This window comes from Nonomuraea sp. IBHARD001, assembly GCF_056106265.1.
In genome coordinates this window covers 425800-450392 of record NZ_JBWBBW010000001.1, presented here as the reverse complement: position 1 = coordinate 450392, position 24593 = coordinate 425800, and the positions used below count along the sequence as shown (strand labels likewise).

Here is a 24593-nt window from a genome sequence, read left to right as displayed (position 1 = left end):
TGACGTCGGCAAACGTTCACACAGCATCTCTAGACCCCGCACATGCTGAGTGGTTCGTGCCCGAAACAGGCAGCTTGCGATTGGGAACCCCCCAGGGATTCCGCGTGCACTAGGGGTTCCGAACCGCACATGCACGCCCGATCCCAATCACCGCTCTTCAATTGTCAAGCATCCGAGCGCTCAGCCCCTGCCTTCGAACAACCCCAGCCCAAAATGCGACAAATGACCAAGCGTCAAAGGCCCGGCGACGGTGCCACCGAACTCCACCTCTAGTGCATGCCCATCCCGAACCCCCGAAGCTCCACGATCGCGCCACCGCCGGCGAACGAACCCGGCGAACCGCGAATCCCTCCCCTCCCGAACGACCACCTCATCGGAGGCCAGCCCCCGATACCCCAGCTCTCGTCCCACCTCGGCAGCCAAATACCCCCTAACCTCCTGATGACGCCGCCGATGCCGCGACGGCACGAACGGTGTCACAGACCGCCACACCCGAGACGGCCGAGTCCACACCTCGGGAAGCAGGTCCCCGTCCCCGGCGGCAGTGAGCAGCACCTGCAGATTGCGTGGCCCGGTCACCCCTTCGGGCACACCGACGCCACGCCGCCCCAAGGCGTCGAGCACGTCCAGCTCGCGCGAGCTCAACCCGCCGGGGGTCCAGATGACGATCTCATCGATGAGCCCGTCCCCGTCGGAGTCGTAGGGCAGGAAGTGGGCGTGCCGGTGTGCGTCGGCCAGCGGTGTCCCGTCTGCGGACTTGCCGGCCAGCAGGCTGTCGTGTGCCTCCTCCCGCCGTGTGATCATCTTGACGCAGGCGCCGCGCAACGCGTCCATCAACGGCACCGCATGCTGGATCCGGGGCCGGCGCACTCCGCGTACGGCCAGCCGTACCACGGTGACGGCGGCGTGAGATCTTGATGGAGTGGGGGAGGGGTCTGACGTCGTGGGCACGGCGTAGGCGATTTTCCGTGAGCCTGGGGGATAGAGCAGTTTCGCGGCTCGGACGTCCACGGGGCGCTGTACCAACGCGGCCAGGTCCAGGGGCAGCTCCGGGCAGAGAACCTCGATCGCCTGGTGGTGCCCGGTCAAGGCGTCGTCGTCGAAGCCGATCGGCTCGGCATGGGCGTGAGCGGCGGCCTCCGGCGGCACCTGCTCAAGCACCTGCACCTCGCAGGTGGAGTCGGCCCGCCCGATGTAGGGGATGGACTTGGCCAGTCGGCCCAGTGCTTCCCGTTGCTCGGGTTCCAGGTCGATCGGCCATACGGCGTAGATGGTCTGGTCGTCGTCCAGTACCGCGAAGGCGTCGACGGCCTTGTCGGTGCTGGTCGAGCCGCTGCGGTGCTTGCTGTCGGGGTAGTAGTGGCGTGAATGCGAGATCCGGTAGCCGGGCACCCGGTACGAAGGCGGCACCGCGAGCACGCCGAGCAGGGAGTGCACGACCTGCGCGTCCAGTTCGGGCGCCCGGGTCTGCCAGGCGGAGTACAACGCCCGCAGCAGCCGCCACGGTGAGGGCGGCACCTCGACGAGCCCCTCGTTGAGGTAACGCCCCCATGGTGTGGCGTGGTAGCGCCCCCAGGGGAAGTGCATGGCCAGGACGACGGTCATGTCAGTTCTTCCACAGTACGGTGATCGGCTCGGCGCCGACGCCTTCCGCGCTGATGAGCTCGGCGATGCGCGATTCCAGCTCCGCCTGCTCAGGCAGGTCCTTGGGCTGTTCGACGACCTCCAGATCGCACGCGGTACGCAGTCGCAGCCCGCGCCCGAGCAGCGTGCGAATCTCCCAGAGTGCCAGCGCCGCCAGCAGTTCGGTCACGCCCGTCCCGAGGCCGTAGGAGCGCAGCAGGTCGACGTCCACGACGAACATCGCCTTGATCTCCCCGGCTGTCCACTCCACCCGATGGAAGGGGATCGAGCCGTAGCCCTCGCTGGTCCCGCCCTCGCCCTCGACGAGCTGATGCCGTACGTGATCGGACTTGCGCCCGCCGCTGAGCACCTCGCGTACGTCGTGCGCCTCGACGACACCGGAGATCGCCCGGGTGAACCGGGGCTGGCCCAGCCACGCCTTGTGACTGAAGAACACCCCGTGCAGCAGGCAGAACGCGTCCAGCCCCAGCACCGCCCGTGCCATCCGCGGATAGCTGAGCGGGGTGTCCTTGACCAGGCCGAGCCGATCGCGGACGACCTCCAGCATCGGGGCGCCGTCCAGGGTCGAGTCGCGTACGAACGCCGAGGCGAGCCGGTGGGCCTCCTCCCGTGAGGAGGTGAGGTAGGCGTCGGGATCGTCGCGCCGATGCACCCGAACGTAGGGCAGGGCGGCAACGAGGCCGGCCGGGCGGCTCGCGGCGCGCTCCCACGCGGTGGCCTCCAGCCGGTTGGCCATGGACTGCACCGACTCCACCAGCAGGCTGTCGCCGCCACCCGCCCGGCTGAACTTGGCAGCGCCGATGTCGGGGAAGCTGGTCGGCTGGAAGGTCGAGCCCAGCACTGGCTGCAGATGGGCCGTGAAACGCAGGCGCGGCTGGTCCAGGGGGATCACGCGGGTACTCCTTCAGGTTCGGAAACGGCATGGTCGACGACCTCTGCGACGCAGATCCGGGCCAGGCAACGTTCGCGGGCACGCCGGGTGACGGGTAGCAGCAGCGCGGCGGCCAGACGGGCGCCGTCCGCCCGCGAGGCGGGCGGATCGGCTACGCGGGGGCGCAGCCCGGCCATGCGCAGCCGTAGCAGCGCCTCCCGGATCACACCGTCCACACCACCGGCGGCCAGGCGTGTGACCCAGCCGGGCTGCGGCGCGAGCCGTACCGTCGTCAAGGCGCGCTCCCCGGTGCGGGCGTCGAGCACCGCGACGGTCAGCTCCCCGGTGCCGAAGAACGGCAGCAGAAGCGACAGCGTCCAGTCGGGCAGCAGCCGCTCCACCTGCGGCCACACCGCCGCCCCGGCAGGAGGCACCCCGAGGGCCAGCAGGCCGCGCAGGTAGTCGGCGACCAGATCGTCGCCTACCTCGCCCGAGGCGAACGCGGCGACCAGCCCGAGCGGGAGCCGCTGCCCGTGCTCGTACCCGCTCTGCCCGCCCGCAGCGCCGTCGATCGTCCTGGTCCGATGCGCCGCGACGAGCGCCCGTACCAGGGTCGGGCCGTACACCTCGACGCCGCCGCCGGGCGCATCCTGCCAGCTCTTGCGTGCGGCCCGGCTGAGCAGGGCGCGCATCTGTGGCCGGTCACGCCGCCCGGCGCCATCGCGCAACGAAGCGAGTCCGGCGGCCAGCCACACCTCAGGAGAGGGCGACAGCGCACAGAGCCAGTTGGATGCCTCGTCCGGCGCGTATGGGCCGACGTCTCCGCGCATCTGACCCGAACGCCCGACAGCCTCGTGCAAGCGCCCGAACTCGACCACGAACCGCATCAGCGCCTCCCGCCCCTCACCGGCCGCCACCGCGAACAGCTCCCGCTCGACCCGGCGCAGCCCCGTGGCGACCCCGCCGGGCGGGCCGGCTCTGCGGACCCGGTTCAGCCACCGGTACGGCTCGCGCAACAGCCTCTCCTCCGGCCGGGCGCTCACCGCGACCTTCCCGGCGTGGATCGCGAGCGGACTCTGCCCCAGCCGCTCGGCGATCACGAACCGGTGAAACGCCGTCAATCCCCGATCCACTCCCAGTGAAGCCAGCGCCATCGCGAACTCCAGCCCGCTGACCGCCTGCCGGCCACGCCACTGCACCCGCCCCTCACCCATCAGATGAGCCACCTCCGCCGCACCGGCGGGCCGCTCCCACAACGGGACCCACTGCTCACCCTTGACCGGCTCGGCCTCGGCCGCACTTCCGTGCCCGAGCGGAGTCGAACGGGTGAAGAACGGCTTGGCCCCACTCGCGCCCTCGGCCCCGTTACGCCGGACCGCGGCACTGGCGAACAGCAGCGTGCCCTCCATCACCAAGACGAACGACCACGGATTGGCGAACCCGTCCCCGTTCTCGTCACCGGCCGAGTGGATGCCGCCCGCCCGGCCCGGGTCGTACTGACCGACCGTGTCACGCAGGTAGGCCACGTCCTCACGCCCGAACAACGCCGCCTCCGCCCACCTGCGGCTCTCGACCGGATCACCCTTGGGCCCCATCAGGCGCAGCAGCCGGTCGTAGAAGGTGGCCGACAGATCCTGGCGCCCGAAGTTGCCGCCGGTTCCGGCCAGCGCGTTGTAGGCCAGGTCGTCGGCGGTGAGCGTGACCGCGACGTCCAGCCAGGCCAGCGCGTCGTCGGGCAGCATGTTCCGGCACAGCCGCACCACGTCGATCTTGTGGGCCTTGTCCCACAACTCACCCTTCTTCCCGCCCCACCCCCTGCGCTGCCCCTCGGCCACCACCCGCCGCCCCACGGCCACGGCCACACGCAACGGCCCGAACCGCTCGTCGCCCAGATCCTGCAGAGCCTGCAGCGTGCGCTCCGCAGTGGGACTCTTGCCGTTCCCGGCGAACCCCGACCCTGAGTTCCACGGCGACACGATCGACGCCGGCACGTACGAGCGCGCCAGCCAGAGCGCGATGTCCTCCTGCCGCAAGGTGGTCTCCAGCACCGCCACCTCACCACGCCAATGCAGCCGAGCCCCCGGATCGACCTGCGCGGCGACCACCCGCAACAACCCAAGCGCCTGCAAGTACCCGGCCAGCACGTCCGCCCGGCACCCACGCAGCACGATTCGGCTCACGAGCCCTCCCGATATGCGCGGCTCACCCGCATGTCGGCGATCCGCACCAACGCCTCCAGGAACGCCAGCCGGAACGGTCCCAGATCCGGCCGATCACGCAATCCCACCGCCCGAGCCGTCCACGTCCGCCCCTGGACCGCTCCCAACCGCAGCGAGTCCGTGGACAACGTCAGCGCCCCCACGCCCTCGCCGGGTACCGGCGGCGTGCGATCACCGTCACACACGCCCAGGATCGCCGGCCGCTCACCGGAGCCTTCCTCCAGGACCGAGCGCACACTCATCCGGACCTTCCCGTGATGGGCGGCGGCCAAATAGGCGATCAGGTCACGCTCGTCCCGGCCGTCCAGCAGCTGGCAGGACGGATGGTCCAGCATCAACGCGCTCACCAGCTCATGCCGGAAGTACGGCCGCCCATGCCGCGTCCGGCCGCCCGGCGACTTGGCCAGCAGACCCTCGAACGGCGGATCGCCCGCCTTCCGCAGCGTCTCCTGAAACACCGGATGACACTTACCGAGATCGTGGTAGCGCCCCGCCAGCGTTGCGGCTTCCAGGTGCGCAGCCCCCAGCCCCAGCAGGCGCATCTCCCCGCACAGCCGGGCGACCTCCTCCTCGACGTCACGCAGATGCTGGGCCAGCGACACCCACGGCTGCCCGCCCGAGGCCAGCGGATCGGCCCCGATCGAGTCATCGGCCGACTCCGACAGTCCGGGCTGTCCCACAGCCGGCGACACAACCGGCGTTCGACTCCCCGGAGCCCACCCCAGCAACGGGTCATAACCCCCACCGGCCGCATTCGCCAGCAACACCGCCCCCGCCACCACATCGGAGCGACCCGCGCGCCGCCACGCCCCCTCGACCCGATCGCGCACCCACACCCGACGCACACCGGCATCAACACCAGTCAGCTTGCGCACATCGGCGATCGGCGCCGGACACAGCTCCCGGCGCGCAGGCCACGGCTCGTCCTCAGTCGGCCGCCCGCCGCCGGCCGACCAATCGCGCCACGCCACGAAGACGCCGCCGTCGTCACCATCCCGAACCCACGGGCTCACATCGACGTCGGCCCCACTCAGGTCGGGCATCGTGTCGAACAACTGCAGCAGATCCCGGTGCCTGACAACCGCATGCACCTGCGGCACCTGCTTCACCTCAAGCCGCTGCAACCGAGTCGAGGTGACCGCCACACCCTCCAACCGGCCCAGCACCTCCGCGGCGGCATCCACATCGTGCTGCTCGTAGGGCGCGGCCGAAGCCTTGGCCGGTGGGGAGCACCACAACAAGGACGCGGCAGGGTACTCGCCCGCACGATTGCACCGCCCGGCCCGCTGCACGATCGAACTCCACGGCGCGACCTCGGTCAGCAGCGTCCTGGACGAGACGTCGACGCCCGCCTCCAGCACCTGCGTCGCGACCACGATCCGCCCGGCCGCAGGCGGATCATCTGTGAGCAGGTTCATGAGCGCCCCCCGCTCGGCGGGGCGAAACCGCGAATGAATCAAGACCACATCCGCCTGCGGGTCAAGCCTCCGCGCGGCCTCGGCGACCGCGGTGGCGCGTCCCACGGTGTTCAGCACCGCGATCGTCCGGGTGCCCGGTACGTGCCGTGCGAGCAGTTCCCGGGCAACCGCCGCAGGGTAGGCCTTGACGTCCGCAGACACCTCCAGCCGCTGTACGGTCCTGGTCGCGTCGAGCCGTACGGCCAGCCCGCCGTCACGGTCCTCCGCCGCCGGTTCAACCGTCCGCAGGGCCGAGGTGTCGTGATCGACCGTCGCCAAGCCCTCCTCGGCCAGCGTCGCCGACATCCACATCGTCCGAGTCGGCGCCGCCGTACCCAGCACCTCACGCAACCCCTGCAACTGCGCACTCGTCGGCAGGGCGGGGCCCAGCAACTGCGTCTCGTCGAACACCCATTGCGCGTCGGAATGCAACAAGGCATAGGAGATCGGCCACACCGCCCGCGCCTCCGCGTACCCACGCATCAACGCACGACTCAAGACCATGTCCTGCGTACCGATCAGCACTGCCCGCTTGCCCGGCTCAAGCTGCCACAGGTCGTCTTCCCGCTCAGAGCCCCCCAGCAGCACCTGAACCGCTACCTCATCCTCCCGAGAGGCCACCTTCGGATCGGCAGAGCCGCGCAGCCCGAGATTGAACAACCACTGCGCAACCTTCCCGGCCGTCTGCTCAACCAACGCCCGCAAAGACAGCACATACACCAACCGCCGAGGCGTCACATCCGCAAACGCCGCCGTACGCCACAACCACGGCAACACGGCCGCCATCGTCTTCCCGGCGCCCGTCGGCACCCGAAGAAGATCCGGCAACCCTTCGACCGCCAGCCTCGCCTGGTACGGATACGGGGTGAGGTTCTCCCCGGCCGCACGCGCGACGAAGGCATCGAACTCTCGCACCTGCTGGGAGGGGCTCACAAAGACACCTCTGGAGAGCTACGCATAAGCATCGGAAAACCAGCGTGCCGCAGCAACAATCAGAGCGGCATCCATCGCCATGACACGCGGGAATGGCGAGCGTAGTGGGTCCCATCCATCTATTCGCCGAAAACGCCGATCTCTGCGTGATCTGAGTTGTGCTGGCCACGTTTCACCTTCGGGGAGGCTCGATGGCGAGCGGCCCTACCTGACGCACCCCGTCGCAGCGGCGACAACGCTGCCTGATCGGCCTGCCTCACTGGCCACAATGGGGCTTGGTAGTCAGGGGCGGGTGCAAGCACGGTGCGTTGGTGATGACGGTCAGTCGCTCTCGCAAGCCGCCGTCGGAGCGCAGCACATGCGGCTGTCCTACCGTGCCTCTCACGCCCGTGCAGCCGCCGCGCCAACCCCATGGCCGTGCGGCCGAAGGGTGGCGCAGATCAAGGCCACTTCCAGGGAACCCGAGGAGCCGAGGGGAAATAGGTGTCGTTCCCCTGGCTGGGTTCGACCTTCAGGCTGTCCTGTACCCCTCGTCGCTGCTCTCTTGGCTCACGGTGTCGAAACTTTGACACCGTCCTTCGGGATGTGCAGTGTGGTGGCCGCTGTGGTGCTGGCGCTGCGGCTTTGGGCGCATGACCATCACTCGTTTGCCGTTCTTGTTTTCTCAGTGGGGCTCGTCCAGTTCTGCCAGGAACGAGACGCTTTGCCCGGCCAGTGTTTCTGTCGCTTGCAGCAGGTTCAGGGCGTGGCTGGTGTTAAGGAGGGTCTCTTCGGCCGCTTGGCGGAGTGGGTCCTGGATGAGGCCCGGCAAGGCGATCATCGACTCCAGGTTCTCGGTGATGCGGCGTGGCATGATGCTCAGCGGCCCGCCGGCCATGTTGGCCAGGTGGTTGGCCACACAGCTCAGCTCCTGCGCGGTCTGAGCCTGGTCCAGGATGGCGACAAGGGATCGCTGGTAGGAGGCTTCTAGGTCTTCTAGCTGGTCAAGGATGCTCACGAGACGACCGTAGAGGAAGCGGGTTGCAGATCCCGGCCATTCACGCAGATGCAAGATTCTGCAAGCATCTGCACCGCAGGGGACCCGGCGTCGCGCGACTGTGAACGCTGAGGGGGGCCTCGACGAGGGAAACGAAGTCGGCTATCCACTCCAAGAGGTGGTGAGCTGTCGCCGCTGTCGTCAGTCTCAACGCCGGGCAGCCAAAGCCAGCAGGGTTGCTCTCCTGAGCTCCGGCTTCCGCAGCTATAAATCTACAATGTAAAGGAGGCGAGCAGGTTCTACCTCTCTTCAATCATCACAAACCACACCGGCATCGAAGCTCGCAATCCGCTGCTGCAGCGACGGGAGATGCGTGGTCATCGAGGTCACCAGCAAGCGTTCAGAGGCGCCTGTCGACTGCCACCACCTCGGTCCGGCTCCCATCACAAGCGGAGCAAATCAGCCTGACGTGACAGCCGCGACCTCACCTGATGGGCCTCAGAGGCCGCCTTCCAACAGGGATGTGAGACCTGGACGCGCGATGCCGTGTCGATCAGGTAGCCGCCCAAGCCTGCGTTGTTGGAGAGCTGATCGCGAAAGCACATCTCCGGATTGGGCAGGCCCGCGCCGACGACGAGCATGCATGAGTCCAGCCTCAGTGCTGGGGCCTGCCGGGCACCGCGGACAAGCGATCTCTGTAGCCATGACCACCTCAGTCGCGACAACGCGCGGACCGGCGGCGCAGCCGAAGAACAACCTTCTTGTCTGGGCGTTTGCGAGCGTGTCCGGTCAGGGTGAACGGGGCGGCGATGCTGCGGCGGGGGAGTGGCTGGCGATGAGGGGGCGGGAAGGCGGTGTGCCCAGCCGTGCACGTTCTCCTACGCCATAGCTCGCACAGCGGGCTGTGGCAACACCACACGGTGGTGTCAGCTCAGGTGCGCAGCAACCCATGCGGCGGCAATGGAGCCGCAGGGGTTGGCCCACAGCACGAAGTCCTCGCCCTAGCCGCCGTCCGCGGTTGCGTTCCGCTCCTGCCCGGCTTCGGCCAGCCGAAGGGCGAAGAATGCTCGATGCCCTGGGCCACAGGCCGAAGATGTCTCGGGGCGCAAGCTATGGCTCAGGCCCTAGCAGGACCGTTCGACGCCGGTGCTTGATTCTTTCCGGAAGGTGAAAGTGTGATGGCCGACCCTCACCTACAGTCCTGGCCAGCCGGACCAGCAGACCAGCCCGACCCAGTCGCCGCCCCGGCGGTGGGTACCCAGTACAACGTCGGTGGCTACGGTCAGGCGTATGTTGCCGGTCGCGACGTACACGTAGCACCAGTTGCTGCGGTGGTGGCGCGAGCCGCCCCCCGGACACTACCGCGTGATGTTGCTGCCTTCACCGGCCGCGACTCGGAGCTTCAGCTACTGATCCAGACCGTCGCCGCGCGAGATAGTCAGGCCGCAGCGGGGCGGGTAGTGGTGGTGATCCACACGATCAACGGCCTGCCGGGGGTTGGGAAGAGCGCCCTGGCCGTGCACGCCGCCCACCTGCTGACCGACAGCTTCCCTGACGGGCAGTTGTTCGTCGACCTGCACGCCCACAGCCTCGACAACGCCCCCGCTACCCCCGCCGACACCCTGGACGCGCTGCTGCGCGCCGACGGCGTCGACCCCGCAGCCATCCCAACTGGCCTGGGGCAGCGGGCGGCGTTGTGGCGCGACCGGCTGGCCGGCAAGAGGATGCTCCTGATTCTGGACAACGCTGCTGGCGAGCACCAGGTGGAGCCGCTACTCCCCGGCACTGCGGAGTGCGTGGTGCTGATCACGAGCCGGGCCCGGCTGGCCGTCGCCGGAGGCATTCCACTCACTCTGGACAGCATGTCTCCCGGTCAGGGGGCCGAACTCTTCAGACGTAGGACCAACCGTCCGCTCACCGGCGACGACGCGGCGGTGGTGAGCGAACTTGTCCGCCTATGCGGGGGGTTGCCGTTGGCGATCACGATCATGGCGGCCCGGCACGCCAACCGCCCCGCCTGGACGGTGGCCGACCTGGTCCAGCAGATGAGCGGTCACGACGTGCTGGATGAGCTGACCGAAGGCGATCACAGTGTCGCCGTCGCGTTCGACCTGTCCTACCGGGACCTGCCCCGGGAACGACAGCACCTCATGCGCCTGCTGGGCCTCTACCCAGGCGCCGACTTCGACGCCTACAGTGCCGCGGCCCTCGCCGGTCTGCCGCTGAGCCGAGTGCGACGGCACCTGGACGTCCTGTACGCGGCTTCCCTCATCCAGGAGATCAGCTGCGGCCGCTACCGCCTGCATGATCTCCTCGCCTGCTACACCCGTACCCTCGCCCGCAACTCGGCCGATACCAGTCAGCTATCCGCCCACAGGGCACTCGAGCGCCTACTGAACTACTACCTGCGCACCATGCATACCGCTGGCTGCCACTTTCTCCTCTATCCCTCGGCTCCCGCTTCACTTGGCGCCACCACGCTCGCGCAGATCCCACAGGTCACCACGTCCGAAAACGCCGCCGTGTGGCTGGAGACCGAACGCGGCAACGTGCATGCCACCGTCCAAACCGCCGCCTTCACTCACCCCAGCCAAGCCGTCGCGCTCACCATGGCTATCGCCGACTACCTCGACATCGCTGGCCACTGGGAGCAAAGCCTCGCTCTGCACCACATCGCCTTGAGCGCATCCCGCAAGACCTGCAGCCGGCTCGACGAGGCCTACGCCCTCAACAATCTTGGCATTCTGCACTACCTCCGGGGTGAGTACGGGCAAGCGGCTCAGCGGCACGCTCAGGCCCTCGACCTGTTCACTGGCCTAGGTAACCGGCTTGGCCAAGCCAACGCCCTCACCAATCTGGGCAGGGTGCATTGGAACCGGGGCGAATACGAGCAAGCGGCGCGGCTGCATGCCCACGCGCTGGGCTTGTTCACCGATCTCAGTAGCAGGCTCGGGCAAGCCAACGCCCTCACCAATCTCGGGCTCGTGCATTGGAACCAGGGTGAGTATGGGCAAGCTGTCCGGTGCCATGTTCAGGCGCTCGATTTGCACACTGAAGTCGGTAACCGGCTCGGGCAAGCCAACGCCCTCACCAATCTCGGCCTCGTGCATTGGAACCGGGGCGAATACGAGCAAGCGGCGCGGCTGCATGCCCACGCGCTGGGTTTGTTCACCGACCTTGGTAACAGGCTCGGTCAGGCCCGGGCCCTGACCAATCTCGGGCTCGTGCATCGGGTCCGGGGTGAGTATGGGCAAGCTGTCCGGTGCCATGTTCAGGCGCTCGATTTGCACACCGAACTCGGCAACCGGCTCGGGCAAGCCAACGCCCTCACCAATCTCGGCCTCGTGCACTACCTCCTGGAGGAGTACAGGAAGTCGGCTGATCGGCATACTCAGGCACTGGCTTTGTTCGCTGAACTCGCCAACCGGTTTGGTCAGGCCCGGGCCCTGACCAATCTCGGGCTCGTGCATCGGGTCCGGGGTGAGTATGGGCAAGCTGTCCGGTGCCATGTTCAGGCGCTCGATTTGCACACCGAACTCGGCAACCGGCTCGGCCAGGCCGAGGTCCTCAACGACCTCGGTGATCTAGCGGCCTATGCTTCCCCTGACGGGCAGAAGGCCCACGACTGCTTCCAGCGGGCGTTGAGTCTCGCCGATGACATTGGCAGCCCGATGGAGCAGGCGCGGGCGTTGGAGGGCATCGGACACTGCCACCTGCGCCAGCAGCCACCCGGCGACGCTCTTGCCGTGCTGCAGCGGGCATTGGCCCTCTACATGCGGCTGCATTCCCCCAAAGTCCAAGGCGTCGAGGAAGCCCTGCGTCGCGCTGCAGGAGCTTGGCCGCCGGGCCCGAAGTAGATGCAGGTTGCCTGCCCTCTCTCCACCCCGCATCCGCGCGAGGGGGAACTGCGCCCTTACCTGATGTGGGTGGGGTTGTTCATTACTTCCTTTGTTGGCCTCGCGCGTGGATGTTGTTCCTACCGCTCACCGGTCGCACCATCTGCTCCTGACTCGTCCTGCGGAGTGTAGGTCGGGCGACCGAGCTGAAGGGGCGTGTCATATCTGGATGTGGCCGCCAAGGAAGCCGCATACGGGAACCCGGTCTGCATCGCGTGGCCACCCAGAAGGTCAAGCAAGGCAGAGACTGTCTCCTTGGTGGCCCGAGGAGCAGGCAAGCCGGGGCGGTGTCGTGATGTGCAGCGTATGGTGCGATCCGTGCTCCGTCATCAGCCTTCTCCCCAGGCGAGGCGGAGGCAGGGGCCGTCGCTCTCATGGTCGTTGGAGGTGCGGTTCTGCTCAGCGCTCGCCGTCATCCAGGGCAGAGCGCCGACTGTCTCCGTTTGCTGGGCCAGCGGCACTCTCCTCTTGGTCCGGCGACGGTGGGGAAGGGGAGATCAAGAAGGATCAGTATCAGGACGCGACGCTGCTGTTCCTCGCCGCAGTGCAGCACCGAAGAGCCTTCCAGGGAATGGAGACCGCCGAGCTGCTACGGCGTGGACAGTGGATGTGCTCACGCTTCGACGCTGGGGAGGGGCTGTTCAGCGTGACCATGGGGGATCCGGCCATCGCAGTGCAGGACAGCGCCTTCATGGCTGGCGCAGCCATTGTCGGATTGTGCCCGCGCCACATCGACTAGTTGCCCAACGGGCCGGATGAGTAGGTCGGCGGCCGGGCGCCATGCAGTTCGAGGCCGAGCTGGCTAGTGGGGTGTCGTTGCGGACTCGACGCATGGGCGGCTCGGTTGGGGAAGGCACTCGGGATGCCTACGGCGGCAGGGAGCTGTGGGCCGTGTTCAGCATGGGGATTCCTGGGCGAACATGGACGGCTTGGATACGGTCGAGCGTTGCCCCTGTCAGCTGTTCAGTACCCAGGAAAACAATCCACGCGCATGGCTGACTGGCGACGAGTGGATGATCATTTTGGGGGAGTGGGACGATCACGACCGGGCTGCTTTCGTCACCGGGCCCGATGAGGGTAGCGCCCAGGTGTGGCCGCCCGTCCCGACGCTACGGCTGCACGCGTTCGGGGTCCGCAAGCCGGTGCGGAGCCAGCGCATCCGGTGGGCGGTGACGCCAGCCTCTCCGCGCGATTCGGTGATGACCACCTGTTCCAGGGATCCGTGGATGCCGGGGTGCCCGGAGTGCGGTGCGCGGTCACGGTCGTTCGCGCGCTGGATGAGAAGCATACGGCGCTGGTCGTCGAACAGGTAGCAGCCGACGCTGCCGCCCTCGCATTCCTCGTCGGGCCCCACTCGACCGTAGTGCGAGCAAGCCAGGCCTGCCTGGAGATCCACGACCCCGGATCCCACCGGGATCCTCTGACGACGGATACTGCTCTGTTCGCGCGGCCCAGGGACGTGTTTTGCAGCGCCACCAGCAGGCTTCGTAGTTGGACCCACGCTCCGGGCATGGGGCCAGCCCATGCGGGCTTACCGCAGCGGGAGGACGGTCTCGAAGCCTGGGAACAGGTCGGTGAGCTCTGCCTTGCCGAAGAAGTCGACGCGAAGGCCCCCTCTTTCGGTCCGGCGTTGTAGCGGACGGTGAGGCCGCGGGCACGTTCGGGGACTTCGGTGAGGTTGGTCGGGCCAGATCAGGTCGGTGAGGGGGAGTTGCCGCGGATGGCGATGAGTCCGCTGGGCGCGAGGAGGTCTTGGGCGGTGCGGATGGCGGCGTGGGCGGTGGTCCGGTCGCCGTGCTGGAAGGCCTGGAGCCCGATCACGAGCGGGTAGGTGCTGCCAGTGGGGAGAGGGGGCGGTGTCGCCGACGATGAGCCGGTCGGGAGATCGGGGTGCCGGTCGGCGAGCTGCTTGATGGCGGCGTCGGAGATGTCGAGGCCGACGAGGTCGAGTCCGCCGTCCAGGAGCGGGATGTAGTTGCGGCCGTTCCCGCACCCGATGTACAGACTGCGGTCGATCTCGGCGGTGCGGGCGGCGGCGAGGGTGTCGTCGACGAATGGCACGGGCGGATCGCCGTGGTAGCGGGTTCCGCGCGCGTATTCGGCGTTTCAGCTGCCAGCGGCGCCGCTGTCCATCGCTTCCCAAGACGGTGCGGTGTTCGTGCGGCCCGAGGCTGCGTGGGGCGATGCGCTGTATCGGCGGGGGAGAAGAGGCGTAGGAGATTCAGGGGGAACGACGGCTGGCGGCCGAGAGAGGGTTACTGCCAGGTGCGGGTGTTGTTGATGTGTTCCTTGGCGCGCCAGGCGTCGGCGAGGTCGCAAGAGGCGGCGGCGGCGATGGCGCCGACAGTGAGGAACAGGTCGGCAGCCGCGTCGGCTAGGTTCACGGTGCGGCCGACGGGGTCGGCGGGGTTGCCCTGGAGTTTGCGGACGGCGCGGCAGATCTCGCCGGTCTGGATGTGGGCGCGGTGGGCAAGGTCGGCGACGCCGAGTCCGGTGTAGCGGCCGGTGGCGGCGGCATGGCCGGGAAGAGTGGGCAGGGTGACGGCGTCGTGGTGTCCGGATCGGCGGGCGATGGCGGCGGTGAGGTCGATGTCGGCCCGGTTGGCGATGGAGGTGAGGAGGATGAGGACGTCGGTGACCTCGCCGGGGATCTCGCTGGGCTCGTGCAGGGCGGCGGTGCTGAGTTCGCTGACCTCTTCGGTGAGCTTGAGGCACTGGGACGGGGCGTCCTGGCCGTCCAGTCCCCGTTCGACCTCCATCGTGGCGACGTAGTCCTGGACGTTGGCGAGGGACGCGGTCGTGGCGAGGGGCTGCATGTCGGGCTCCTGGGGCCGGAGAGATTGCCGACGGTAGCAGCCAGTCGGTAGCGAGACCGGCTATTCCAGGAGGCCGGTCAAGGTCAGCTGCCCGCTCGCCTCGGCCGGGCTGCGGCGCCCAGGTGAGGCGCAAGGCGTCGGTGAACTGGTCGGCGGCGGCTTTCGCCTCGCGGCGCTGGGCGGGGACGGCGGCGCGCTGGCCGGAGTCCCAGCTCCAGGTGCCGACGACTGTGCCGTCGGCGATGATCGTGGGGTTGACCTCGCCGATCTGGTTGAACACCGCCCGGGGCGCGAGGTCGGTGAGGGAGCGGCCGCAGGTCTGGTAGTAGGTCTTGGGGGCGGTGTTCTCGTGGGCGAGGAGTTGGACGCCGGCCGGGACGGGCGCAGGTGCGCGGCATGCCTCCCACTGGTCGGCGAACATGGAGGCCGCCTCGGCTGCCCAGGGGGTGGCGACGGCGATGAGGGCTGGCCGCTGGAGATGAAGGCGCGGGCGATGTCGCCGACGGGTAGGCCGGACCACCAGGCGGCGTCGCGGATGGCGGGCCCGTACCGGTCGAGGTTGCCGGTGACGAGCGCGCCGATCGCGGTGTCGCGGTTGTGGTCCATGGTTAGGCCGGGGACGTGGGCGGCGAGGGCGAACTCGCGATGTTCGCGGTTCCAGCCGCTGCAGGTGTTGCGACAGGCGACCAGGCTGTTCTCCCACGCGGTCTTCAGGGCGAGGCGCGCCGCCGCGACCGGCGCCCCGGCGGCGGTGAGGCGGGTCTCCAGGTCGCGAACGTGCACGGGCCAGGAGGCCGGTGAGGGCGGTGAGGGCGGTGTACAGGGCGGTGATCTCGGTGCCGGTGTGCCCGGCGTCGAGGACGGCGCGGGCGGCGTCGCGGTCGCGGAACCGGACGGTCGAGGCGTGGGCGATCCCGGCGAGCTTTATCGGCAAGGTGTGGAGGGCAGCAAGGTGATCAGAGGCTCCTTGGGCCGAATCGCTGGTGAAGCCGGGGGAGGGGCCCGACAGGCGGACCGTCCTCCCTCCGGATCTGCGATGTGCCGCCAGGCTCAGCAACGCACCCGCTGGGCCTGGCATAGGTGAGCGCGCCCGCCGCGCCCCGGCCGCAGGAGGTCGGTAAGCGCGCTTGTCGGACCCGCCCGTTGCCCACGCCGAGCAGGAAGCCGGCGGCGCAGCCTGGGAGGAAAGACCGGGCGGCGGCCGAGACAGGGTTCCCACGCGAGTGGCAGCCACGTGTTCGCCTTTGGGTGCCATGCGCCCTGCGGCTAGCAGTGCGCCAGAGCAGGGTCGCGTTCGGTTCCGCGCCCGATCTCATACAAGCCGTCACGTACCTCTCTGGAGCGGGTACGGATGTGCTGGCCGACGGCTACGGGCCAGATCGTCGCCTCATCCCACAGGGCACCGCCCAAGGCGTCGAGATCATCAGGCCCGGCAATGGGCAGTTCGGACAGGTCAGCGCCCGACAGGTCGATCTGGATGTCGTCGAGTTCGCCGCGTAATGTGCGGGTGATGCTGTAGGCGCGGGGGCGATCGCGGTCCTCCAGGAGTGCGGTCGTGACCTTGTAGGAGATGTCACGGGCGTGAACGAGGGTGTGGGCCATGTGGTGGTCTCTGGCCAGGGTGGAGCCGAGGGCGCCTGTGGTCGCCAGGCTTGCGAACCCGACCCCGGCGTCCAAGATCGCCGCCACGGTGTGGGCGAAGTCAACCGCGTGCTCGTTGGCCAGGTCGTAGGCCACGGCCAACTCCCGGGTCAGGGCCGCGACGAGGTGAAGAGCCTCATGGTGGCCGTGTGACGTCATCGGCTGCAGCCCCAAGCACACATACAGGTCGCGGGCTCGCAGGCGGGCGCGAACCACGGCCAGCATCCGCGCCAGTGCTGGATCGTGCGACGACTGCAGCTCGCCGGGGGAGTCCGGCTCCTCGCAGAAGCCACCCATGATGCCCATCAGGCCGGCGCTGGTGTCGAGACTGTTGCGAATGCGCTGCAGGAGCCTGTCGCTCACCCTGGTCAGCATCGCATCGAGTTCCTCGTCGCCGAGCTCGTCCGGCCACTGCTGCGGCAGGGCAGACCATGTGGGCAGCTCCTGCTGGCGCAGATGACCGCAGAGCAGCGCGGCGTCGGGAGGTGGCGGAACGTCGGGAAGGTTGTCGTCAGGAGTGGTCATGGCCGGTCCCTCCCGGTAGCTGGCGGGAATCGTGAAGGCGACGCTTGAGAGCCTTGCGGGCCTTCTTCAGCAGGTCACGCACTTTCTGGTCCGACATTCCCAGGCGCGCTGCGGTCTCCACCGCGCTGAAGCCTTCCAGTTGCCAGAGGAGAACCAATCGCTCGTGTTCGGGCAGCGCGGAAAGGCAGGCTCTGACGGCCAACTCCTCGGCCACGCGTTCGGCGTGATCGTCGTGGTCGCCGCGGTGGGCGTAGGCGTCGTCAACCGGCGAGAGTTCGGGAGGGTAGGCCACGCAGACTGCGCGCACTCTCTGGCGCGGCCCCGGCGGCCGCCGCAGGTTCTTGAGCGCAACAGCGCGCAGCCACCCGGAGGGCTGACCGACCTGGGCCCACTGGAGAGGGTCGGCGGTCAGTTTCCACAGCTGCAAGAAGGCGTCTTGGGCCGCGTCCTCTGCTTGCTGTTGAGTGACGTCCGGCGAGCTGAGGACCAGAAAGCGAACAAGGGCCGGCAGTTCGCTGTCGTAGAGCTCGACGAAGGCTTGACGCGCCTGGTTGGCGTTCACCGCGTCCAAAGTGTGCGTGTCGGAGGATGGGCTGGAGTGCAGCGACCGCGCCGCTTGGTCATCAACGGGCATCGCTGGCTGTTTCTGTCGACCTGCCGGTATGACCGACCTCCACCACCATGCCGCGCTCACCCATGTCGATGAGGCGGCTGCCAGGCGGCAGGCGTCTCAGGTGGTCACGCCGGGCTTGCTCGCGGGAGCGCTGGCGGGTGGTGCGCCCGCGCAGGCTCATGCCGCAAATGGTGGTAAGCGCACTCAGTGCTGCGGTCAGCAGTACCGCGAGAGTGGGCCCATCCATGCATCGGTTCCTTTCAGGTGGGCGCGGAGTCTCGGCAGCCGAGGTGGGCACCAGAGGCGGTGCTCTGTCCTTAAGTGGCCAAAAAGGGTCATGATCGGGAAGGTGGGGTGAGGATTTTCTTTCTCTTGTCGTACTTCGGCCGCTTCACCTGCGGCGATCATTAGTTGGGGCTCCAACAGAACGAAATTCAATGGGCTGGCCGAATGGTCGACTCCTGATGTGAAAGTCTTTCGGCGGCTTGGGGCGAGCTCTCGCCTTTTGTTGTGAAATCGGGTGGACAAGCATGGATGGCAACAGTGGCCGGTGGGTGGTCGAAACTGCCCCGGCGGTTTGTATGTAGTTTTTGTCCGCTATGGGTTCGATATTCGCTCGTGCAGTTCAAAGCGCACGTTTAATCGTTTGGTGATGATGGAATGTGCACATGCTGTCTCACCGCCCCCGTGCGGGAGGCAGGTGCTCGCGCGACACTGCGAGCACCTGCCTGCGGCCTGACAAGCCGGGTATGCGGGACAAGGGGGGCAGTCAGTGCCAGCATGTGCCCGGGCATGCAGCCCGATGAGCGAAGGTGTTTCGGCTGCCCATCTAGCCTGCGCGCACACTGTCACCCGCATGCGCGCTCGCGCCTGGGGGAGGAGGTCGTGCCTTCGCCGTCTCCCCGCTCACCTGCCTCCTTACCAAGAAGAGGGGCAGGCCTCTGACCACAGCCACCCATCCAGGTACCGCAGCGCCGCTGCGTACCGGGACCGACTGCGACCAGAGCGCGCACCCGGGCGCGGGAGCCACGCCATGCTGCTCCAGGAACCTGCTTGCCACCGGACTCACTCCTTGCGGAGTGTCCGGGGCGTCGAGCGTGAGGGCTGCTCGCCGGGTTGCTCGGCTGTTGATCCCCGAAGAGAGGGTGGCAGCACTAGGAATAGAGGGTGGTGAGGTCGATGGCGAGGACGGAATCAGAGTCCTTGGCGAGGTCGGAGGTGAAGCCGGCGGCGCTGTAGCAGGCGAGCTTGGTGTCGGTGGTGTCGTAGCCGCGTTCGGTGAGCACGTCACGGGCTCTGGCGAGGCGGGTCACGTCGGCAGGTCCCATGGTTTTGCCCCACGTGGCTTCGCCAATGGAAAGGACACGGCGGCGTTCACCGCTGTCGGGCTGGGCAAGGACGACGATGTCGAGCTCGAGCTTGGTGCGGTTGCGGTGATCGATGAGAATCCCAGAGCCGATCTCAGCGGGTAGATCACCCCACAGCGTGGTGGCCTGATCGGTTTCGGCGAATTGGCGGCAAAGCTGCTCGAAGTGGGGGCCGAGGACTTGTGAGGCGAAGCGAGACTTGGCAGCGTTCCAGACGAGGCCCGCACGGCCGCTTTCGAGCAGGCCCCACTGAGGCCGCATGACGACCTGGTAGAAGGTGATCAGCGGTTCGGCGATACGGTAGTGGGATCGGCCGGCGTGGAAGAGGTCAGGCTCACGACGCAACAGGCCGCAGTCTTCCAGGACCGTGAGTGGGTGGCCGATGTCGGTGCTCTTCCTGCCGATGTAATCGGCGATCCCACCGCGTGAGGAACGCCCGTGTGCGACGGCGGACAGGACAGAGTGAAACAGGCCGGGGTCGCGGGCTTCGGTCTCCTCATCCAGGAGGTAACGGGCTTCGCGAAACAGCGGAGTTCCAGGGTCCAGCACGGTGCGCAGCACCCAGTCGTCGAAGTCGCCGAGGCTGTGCGGAGCATCGTCGTTGACAAAGCGGCGATAGGCGGGCGTCCGCCGACAACCGCGTGAAGGCGGGCGGCCAAGGCGTGGTCGCCGACCCCCCAGAACCCGGCCGCCATGCGGTAGTCGAAAGGCCGCACGACGAGTTCGAGGTTGGCCCGTCCGCGCAGGGGAGCCGCGCCTGCGAGCAGCCCGCCCATGACTGACATGGCCGACCCGCACAGCAGCAGCTTCACCGAAACCTTCCGCCAGATTCCCCGGTCTATCTCCCGCTGCAGGATCGACGGCAGCGCAGGAGACACCGTGCACAAGTAGGGGAACTCATCAATGACCACCGGGCCAGAGTGCTGAGCCGCCACCGAGAACACGTGCACGATCGCCTCGTCCCAGCTCGCGAACCGCAACGGAGTCGGCGCGTCCACATACGCCGTCAGCGCCTCGGCGAACAACAGCAGAGATTCGGTCTCCGTCGCCTCCGTTGCACTGAAATAGAAGCCCCCGGCCTCATGCGCCAGGCCCTCGAGCAGGAACGTCTTCCCCACCCGCAGCCGACCGCTGACCACCCCCAGCTGCGGCCCCTGTGCCTGCCGGTCGGCGAACGCCGCCAGATGGCGCCACTCAAACTCCCGACCGAACACCTGCGCAGGCTTGACCAGCATCCAACCTCCAAGGACCACATCTCTCATAGCTGTCCTTCTCAGCAAACATGCGCCGTCGAACAGAACGAAAGCTCACCTGCAGAGGGTCGCAGCCGAAACTGCCCGCGTCGTACCCAGGCCGTGCCGCCATGGGGACGCCAGCGATCTGGCCCGCCGAGGCCAAACGCGTGACCCTGATACAGAAAGCAGGGAAGAATCCTTCTTCCTTGTTCTCCCCCTCCAGGAACTGGGTGCCCATGAACGAGCAGCACCTTCCATCGTGGGCGCTGCGGCTTCGCGCCGCCCGGGAGGCCATTGCCCTGACCCCGAAAGATCTGGCCGCCCGGATACGCAAGGTCGCCGGCCCCGACACGCGTTTGCCACAGCAAGCCAGCCTGCTGCGCTCCATCCGCCAGTGGGAAGCGGGCACCCACGAGCCCCGGGGCATGAGTAAAGTCCTCCTGGCCCGCGCCCTGAACGTGCCAGCCGAGACCCTCTTCCGCGACACCTCACAGGCGAACGCGCACCCCACCCGGGTCGACGGGGCGCCCATCATCGCCAGCCAGCCGTCAGGCCTCACCAGAGAGCCGGACCGCGCGACCTTCGCTCAGATCTCCTTCGATAGGCTTGTGTTTCCGGCCGGGCTGTGGGAAATGGCGGCGATGTCGATAGACCGCAGAACACTTCTGGCCGCGCTCACCGGCCTGTTGTCCACGACGGCGTGGTTAGGCCACGACCAGGCACAGGCGGGCACCGCCGTGGCCTTTCCCGCAGATGGTCACCTCGCCGACGTGCTGGGCAACATGCGCCGCCTGCGAGCCGTCCTCGCCGATCAGGACAACATCCTGGGCGCCAGCGCCGTCCTGCCCGCAGCTGCTCACCAGGTGGGCCTGCTTCGCGAACTCGCCCGCACCTCCGCCTGCGCCGCACGAGCGGCTGTGGTGGACCTGCAGGCCGCCTACGCCGAGTTCATCGGCTGGCTCAGCGACGACCTCGGCGACCGTGCCTCAGGCCAGCAGTGGATCAACCATGCGCTGCTGTGGGCTCACGAGGCCGACAACGAGCTGCTGATCGCCTACATTCTCATGCGCCAGTCCCAGCGGGCCGCCGAGACGGGCGACACGCCTGCGGCCATCGCGCGCGCTCAGGCAGCCCAGCGGCGCAGCGGTCTCACTGCCCGAGTACGAGCCGCCGCCGTGCAGGCCGAGGCCTGCGGTCACGCCCTGCACGGCGACGAGAGCGCCTTCAGTCGCTCCATCGCACAAGCCCGTGACCTCACCGGCCACGCACCACCTGCGGCGCCGGGGGAATGGGCGCCGTGGTGCACCACCGCCTACATCGCCATCCATGAGGCCAGAGGATGGGCCTGCCTCGGCCAGCACGGCAAGGCCGTCGAGGCCTACCAGCACGCCCTGAACGGATGGCCGGGGGAGTTCGCTCGCGACCGCGGCCTGTACCTGGGGCGCATGGCCAGATCACAGGCACTCAACGGCGACCCCGAGCAGGCCGCGCGTACCGCCAGCGCCGCGCTCACCATCGCCCGTGACACCCGATCAGCACGCATCCTCGCCGAACTGACCCCGCTGCGGGAAACGCTCGCCCCGTGGCAGAGCACCCCCCAGGTGCGCGCCTTCACCGCCGAACTCACCCACGTGAGCGCCGACGCTCCCCGGCAGAACGGAACACCACCAGCATGACCGTCCGCCCCCACGTCCTGCTCAGCGTCGCGATGTCCATCGATGGATGCATCGACGACACCAGCCCCGACCGGCTGCTGTTGTCCAACGCCACCGACTTCGCCCGCGTCGACGAAGTCCGCGCCGACAGCGACGCCATCCTGATCGGCGCCAACACCATCCGGCGAGACAACCCCCGCCTGCTCGTCAACTCCGAGCACCTGCGCGCCGAACGCGAAAGCCACGGCCTGCCCCCCTACCCGATCAAGGTGACCCTCACCTCCGGCGGCCCGCTCGACCCCGCGGCGAAGTTCTTCCACACCGGCGGACAAAAGATCATCTACACCACTACCGCCGCCCACGCCTCAACCCGCAGCACATTCGACGGCCTGGCCGACGTCGTCGACGCAGGCCAGCCCCTCTCTTTGCCCCACCTGCTGGACGACCTCGCAAAACGCGGCGTCACCCAGCTCATGGTCGAAGGCGGCACCACCGTCCACACCCAATTCCTCACCCACGACCTCGCCGACGAGATCCACCTCGCCATCGCCCCCTTCTTCGTCGGCGACCCCGGTGCACCCCGCTTCGTGAACGCGGGCGTCTTCCCGCAAGGCCCTGGCAGGAGGATGGTTGTGGCCGAAACCCGCCAGATCGGAGACATCGTCCTGATCCGCTACACCGCCCGCGCACAGGCGTGAGCACGCAGGAGCGGTCCTGGCTGGAAGCCGCCATCACCCTGTCGCACCGGTGCCCCCCTTCGCACACGGCCTTCTCCGTGGGAGCCATCGTCGTCGACGACCACGGGAGGCAACTCGCCACCGGCTACTCACGCGAGAGCGACGAGCACGTCCACGCCGAAGAAGCCGCTCTGGCCAAGCTCGACACCAACGACCCGCGCCTGCGCTCGGCCACGATCTACACCTCGCTGGAACCCTGCACCGTCCGCGCCTCCCGGCCGCTCACCTGTACCCAGCTCATCATCGCCTCCGGCCTGGCCCGGGTGGTCTTCGCCTGGAGAGAACCGGCGCTGCTCGTGGCCGACTGCCGCGGGGCCGAGGACCTGGCAGCCGCAGGCGTCACCGTCACCGAACTCCCGGCCCTGGCCCCGCTGGTCGAAGCAGCCAACAAGCACCTGACACGCCCAAACCGTCGTCCTGATGCATGAACCCGGCGCGCTTGGCGACCAGCATGTCATCGAACACGCCCTGTGGGCTGGGCGGGGAGCCTGCTGGGGGGATCAGTGTCGGTGACCTCGCCCTCGCTGCCTCGCGATGGGCGAGCGCAGTCGGCTGGACAGCAGGCGCTCACCCCGAGCCGCCTGCGTTGTGTGTCAGAGTGGGGCGGAGGTGCCAACCATCGTTTCCAGGCTTCTGTACGGCGCCAACCTGATCGAGGCCAGGCCTGTCGTGTATGCGCCAGTCGGTCGCCCAGGTGTTCAGCAGTTCCTGGGCGCTGCCGTCACCGACCGCGACGTGCTGGTCGGCTTGGCGGGAAGTGATGAAGGCAGCGCCAGCCGGGGTGGTGGCACCGATGAGCCACACAGGCTCGCCGAGCGCGGCCGTGGTCAGGGCATCGGGCCGGGCGGCTAGGAGCAAGGCGTAGAAGTCAGCCGCATTCTCCTGGGCATCAAGTGGCCCACTCACTATCCGACTGCCAGCCTGCAGTTGGTGGAGAAGGTGCTGGCCGGTACTGGTGCTGTCAGTGCGAAGCCAGCTGGATGACAGCCTCCCTGGGTGACCCTCACTATCGTGGGTGAGGACGTCCACGCCTCAGGGCGGGAGGATCCACTGGTCGAGCACCCGGGCGGTCGCCTCTACAAACCCGGCCTCCAGAAGGTGGTCGGCAGTCAGTTTCTCGGTGCGGCCACTCGGCGTGCCCTGACTGCGAGGAAGGTCTTGACGAGGACGGGTCACCTCGACCGGGACCACCACGATCGCGCCGGGTACCGCGCGGCTCAGCCACATGCGCGGGATGTGCATCAGCGTCGCCCCAAAGCGATGCTGGTGCCGCCGCCTGCGAGCAGAGTCACCTTGGTACGGCCGTCGGTGTGAAGACGCCGCTCGGCCCGGCTGATGAGGGCAGGGTCAATGTCGACCGAGGGGACGCGGCCTGTGGTGCCTACCAGGTGGGACAACAAGGCAGTGGAGTAGCCTGACCCGGTCCCGATCTCCAAAACATGGTCGCCGGACTCGACCTGAAGCAGGTCGATCATGGTGGCGATGATGGCGGGAGCCGAGGTCGGCGGAAGCATGGAGCCGTCGTTTTCGATCGTGTGTGGGTTTCAGTAACGTGTGCGAGGGTGCGCTGTAGGTGTGGGCTGACGATCGGTGCGACGGCCACGTGGGGTCCCCTCTGATGGGTGGTCAGGTGCGGCGGTCAGATTCGCAGGAGCAGGTGATAGCGCCGGTCGGGGTGGCAGGACTCGCCCGCAGGCCCGGCGGCGGTCTCGATCCAAGCGTGAGCGGTGTAGGGCTGCATGCGCGCCCCAGTGCACACCTCCACACGCCGCCCCCGAAGCGCCGCAGTCAGCATGGCGGCCACGGTGTTCTCCAGACAGGCTGATCTGCTGGGCATCCAGCATCCCGCCTGGCGGGATGCTGTGGCGGCGATTTCGGCTTGAGCCGGTGTGGCGTTGCGGCGGCAGCAGCGGCCCACGGCCATGAGCACGCACTGAGGTCTGGCAAAAGGCAGCCTGACAAGGGCCCGCAGCGAGCACGTGGCCAGCAACGGCGTCGAGCACGTCGC

24 protein-coding genes and 1 pseudogene are annotated in these 24593 nt (G+C 68.1%); 7 read left to right on the top strand and 18 right to left on the bottom strand.

The window, feature by feature from the left end:
- Positions 1-180: 180 nt before the first annotated feature.
- The 6 genes from csb2 to ACTWNK_RS01860 all read right to left on the bottom strand — a co-directional run bounded on the left by csb2 (position 181) and on the right by ACTWNK_RS01860 (position 8741).
- Positions 181-1605, bottom strand: coding sequence for a type I-G CRISPR-associated protein Csb2 (csb2, locus tag ACTWNK_RS01885; protein WP_474301728.1), 1425 nt, complete (start codon positions 1603-1605; stop codon positions 181-183).
- A 1-nt stretch (position 1606) separates the two neighbouring features.
- Entirely contained in the window at positions 1607-2536 is a 930-nt protein-coding gene (gene cas7g, locus ACTWNK_RS01880; RefSeq protein ID WP_474301727.1) for a type I-G CRISPR-associated RAMP protein Csb1/Cas7g, read from the bottom strand.
- Positions 2533-4695, bottom strand: coding sequence for a type I-G CRISPR-associated protein Cas8g1/Csx17 (gene cas8g1, locus ACTWNK_RS01875; RefSeq protein ID WP_474301726.1), 2163 nt, complete (start codon positions 4693-4695; stop codon positions 2533-2535). Before cas8g1 ends, cas7g begins: the two co-directional genes overlap by 4 nt.
- Positions 4692-7124, bottom strand: coding sequence for a type I-G CRISPR-associated helicase/endonuclease Cas3g (gene cas3g, locus ACTWNK_RS01870; RefSeq protein WP_474301725.1), 2433 nt, complete (start codon positions 7122-7124; stop codon positions 4692-4694). Before cas3g ends, cas8g1 begins: the two co-directional genes overlap by 4 nt.
- A gap of 664 nt (positions 7125-7788) precedes the next feature.
- Positions 7789-8121 carry a hypothetical protein gene (locus ACTWNK_RS01865; RefSeq protein ID WP_474301724.1) on the bottom strand — a complete coding sequence of 111 codons (333 nt, stop codon included), beginning with the start codon at positions 8119-8121 and terminating at the stop codon, positions 7789-7791.
- A 422-nt stretch (positions 8122-8543) separates the two neighbouring features.
- Complete coding sequence (locus ACTWNK_RS01860) at positions 8544-8741, bottom strand: hypothetical protein (protein WP_474301723.1); 198 nt, start codon at positions 8739-8741, stop codon at positions 8544-8546.
- Positions 8742-9434: 693 nt separating this feature from the next.
- Here ACTWNK_RS01860 and ACTWNK_RS01855 point away from each other — a divergent pair.
- Both ACTWNK_RS01855 and ACTWNK_RS01850 read left to right on the top strand, forming a co-directional pair.
- Positions 9435-11957, top strand: coding sequence for an ATP-binding protein (locus tag ACTWNK_RS01855; protein ID WP_474301722.1), 2523 nt, complete (start codon positions 9435-9437; stop codon positions 11955-11957).
- A 208-nt stretch (positions 11958-12165) separates the two neighbouring features.
- A complete protein-coding gene (locus tag ACTWNK_RS01850; RefSeq protein ID WP_474301721.1) occupies positions 12166-12735 on the top strand; it encodes a DUF732 domain-containing protein in 570 nt (189 codons plus the stop codon).
- A 300-nt stretch (positions 12736-13035) separates the two neighbouring features.
- Here ACTWNK_RS01850 and ACTWNK_RS01845 read toward each other — a convergent pair whose 3' ends face one another.
- From ACTWNK_RS01845 to ACTWNK_RS01835, 3 genes are all read right to left on the bottom strand, one after another.
- The gene (locus ACTWNK_RS01845) at positions 13036-13392 is read right to left on the bottom strand and encodes an NUDIX hydrolase (protein ID WP_474301720.1); all 357 of its coding nucleotides are present in this window, start codon (positions 13390-13392) and stop codon (positions 13036-13038) included.
- Positions 13393-13688: 296 nt separating this feature from the next.
- A complete protein-coding gene (locus tag ACTWNK_RS01840) occupies positions 13689-14057 on the bottom strand; it encodes a class I SAM-dependent methyltransferase (protein ID WP_474301719.1) in 369 nt (122 codons plus the stop codon).
- A 194-nt stretch (positions 14058-14251) separates the two neighbouring features.
- Positions 14252-14812 (bottom strand): nucleoside triphosphate pyrophosphohydrolase family protein, encoded by a 561-nt coding sequence (locus tag ACTWNK_RS01835; protein WP_474301718.1) that lies wholly within the window; start codon positions 14810-14812, stop codon positions 14252-14254.
- A 122-nt stretch (positions 14813-14934) separates the two neighbouring features.
- Here ACTWNK_RS01835 and ACTWNK_RS01830 point away from each other — a divergent pair, with 122 nt between their 5' ends.
- The gene (locus tag ACTWNK_RS01830; protein ID WP_474301768.1) at positions 14935-15138 is read left to right on the top strand and encodes a hypothetical protein; all 204 of its coding nucleotides are present in this window, start codon (positions 14935-14937) and stop codon (positions 15136-15138) included.
- A gap of 166 nt (positions 15139-15304) precedes the next feature.
- Here the strand turns inward: ACTWNK_RS01830 and ACTWNK_RS01825 are convergent.
- The 6 genes and pseudogenes from ACTWNK_RS01825 to ACTWNK_RS01800 form a co-directional block, all read right to left on the bottom strand.
- Positions 15305-15595, bottom strand: a pseudogene (locus ACTWNK_RS01825) (hypothetical protein); the annotation flags it as partial.
- Positions 15596-16078: 483 nt separating this feature from the next.
- On the bottom strand, positions 16079-16978 hold the full coding sequence (locus ACTWNK_RS01820; RefSeq protein ID WP_474301717.1) for a hypothetical protein: 900 nt from the start codon (positions 16976-16978) through the stop codon (positions 16079-16081).
- The gene (locus ACTWNK_RS01815) at positions 16965-17540 is read right to left on the bottom strand and encodes an RNA polymerase sigma factor (protein ID WP_474301716.1); all 576 of its coding nucleotides are present in this window, start codon (positions 17538-17540) and stop codon (positions 16965-16967) included. The genes ACTWNK_RS01820 and ACTWNK_RS01815 overlap by 14 nt, the downstream gene beginning before the upstream one ends.
- Positions 17541-17601: 61 nt before the next feature.
- Positions 17602-17838, bottom strand: a complete 237-nt coding sequence (locus ACTWNK_RS01810; RefSeq protein ID WP_474301715.1) for a hypothetical protein — start codon at positions 17836-17838, stop codon at positions 17602-17604.
- Positions 17839-18745: 907 nt separating this feature from the next.
- Positions 18746-19219, bottom strand: coding sequence for a hypothetical protein (locus ACTWNK_RS01805; protein WP_474301714.1), 474 nt, complete (start codon positions 19217-19219; stop codon positions 18746-18748).
- Positions 19220-19239: 20 nt separating this feature from the next.
- Entirely contained in the window at positions 19240-20193 is a 954-nt protein-coding gene (locus ACTWNK_RS01800; protein ID WP_474301713.1) for an AAA family ATPase, read from the bottom strand.
- A gap of 236 nt (positions 20194-20429) precedes the next feature.
- On the opposite strand from ACTWNK_RS01800, the gene ACTWNK_RS01795 reads away from it, so the two are divergent.
- The 4 genes from ACTWNK_RS01795 (at position 20430) to ACTWNK_RS01780 (ending at position 23437) form a co-directional block, all read left to right on the top strand.
- Positions 20430-21869 (top strand): helix-turn-helix domain-containing protein, encoded by a 1440-nt coding sequence (locus tag ACTWNK_RS01795; RefSeq protein WP_474301712.1) that lies wholly within the window; start codon positions 20430-20432, stop codon positions 21867-21869.
- Positions 21866-22546, top strand: a complete 681-nt coding sequence (locus tag ACTWNK_RS01790; protein WP_474301711.1) for a RibD family protein — start codon at positions 21866-21868, stop codon at positions 22544-22546. The genes ACTWNK_RS01795 and ACTWNK_RS01790 overlap by 4 nt, the downstream gene beginning before the upstream one ends.
- On the top strand, positions 22543-23013 hold the full coding sequence (locus tag ACTWNK_RS01785) for a cytidine/deoxycytidylate deaminase family protein (protein WP_474301710.1): 471 nt from the start codon (positions 22543-22545) through the stop codon (positions 23011-23013). Before ACTWNK_RS01790 ends, ACTWNK_RS01785 begins: the two co-directional genes overlap by 4 nt.
- 181 nt (positions 23014-23194) lie before the next feature.
- The gene (locus ACTWNK_RS01780; protein ID WP_474301709.1) at positions 23195-23437 is read left to right on the top strand and encodes a hypothetical protein; all 243 of its coding nucleotides are present in this window, start codon (positions 23195-23197) and stop codon (positions 23435-23437) included.
- 180 nt (positions 23438-23617) lie between these two features.
- Here ACTWNK_RS01780 and ACTWNK_RS01775 read toward each other — a convergent pair whose 3' ends face one another.
- The 3 genes from ACTWNK_RS01775 to ACTWNK_RS01765 form a co-directional block, all read right to left on the bottom strand.
- The gene (locus ACTWNK_RS01775; RefSeq protein ID WP_474301708.1) at positions 23618-23827 is read right to left on the bottom strand and encodes a hypothetical protein; all 210 of its coding nucleotides are present in this window, start codon (positions 23825-23827) and stop codon (positions 23618-23620) included.
- On the bottom strand, positions 23827-24099 hold the full coding sequence (locus tag ACTWNK_RS01770) for a protein-L-isoaspartate O-methyltransferase family protein (RefSeq protein WP_474301707.1): 273 nt from the start codon (positions 24097-24099) through the stop codon (positions 23827-23829). Before ACTWNK_RS01770 ends, ACTWNK_RS01775 begins: the two co-directional genes overlap by 1 nt.
- Positions 24100-24224: 125 nt before the next feature.
- Positions 24225-24575, bottom strand: a complete 351-nt coding sequence (locus ACTWNK_RS01765; protein WP_474301763.1) for a lasso peptide biosynthesis B2 protein — start codon at positions 24573-24575, stop codon at positions 24225-24227.
- Between the last annotated feature and the right edge of the window lie 18 nt (positions 24576-24593).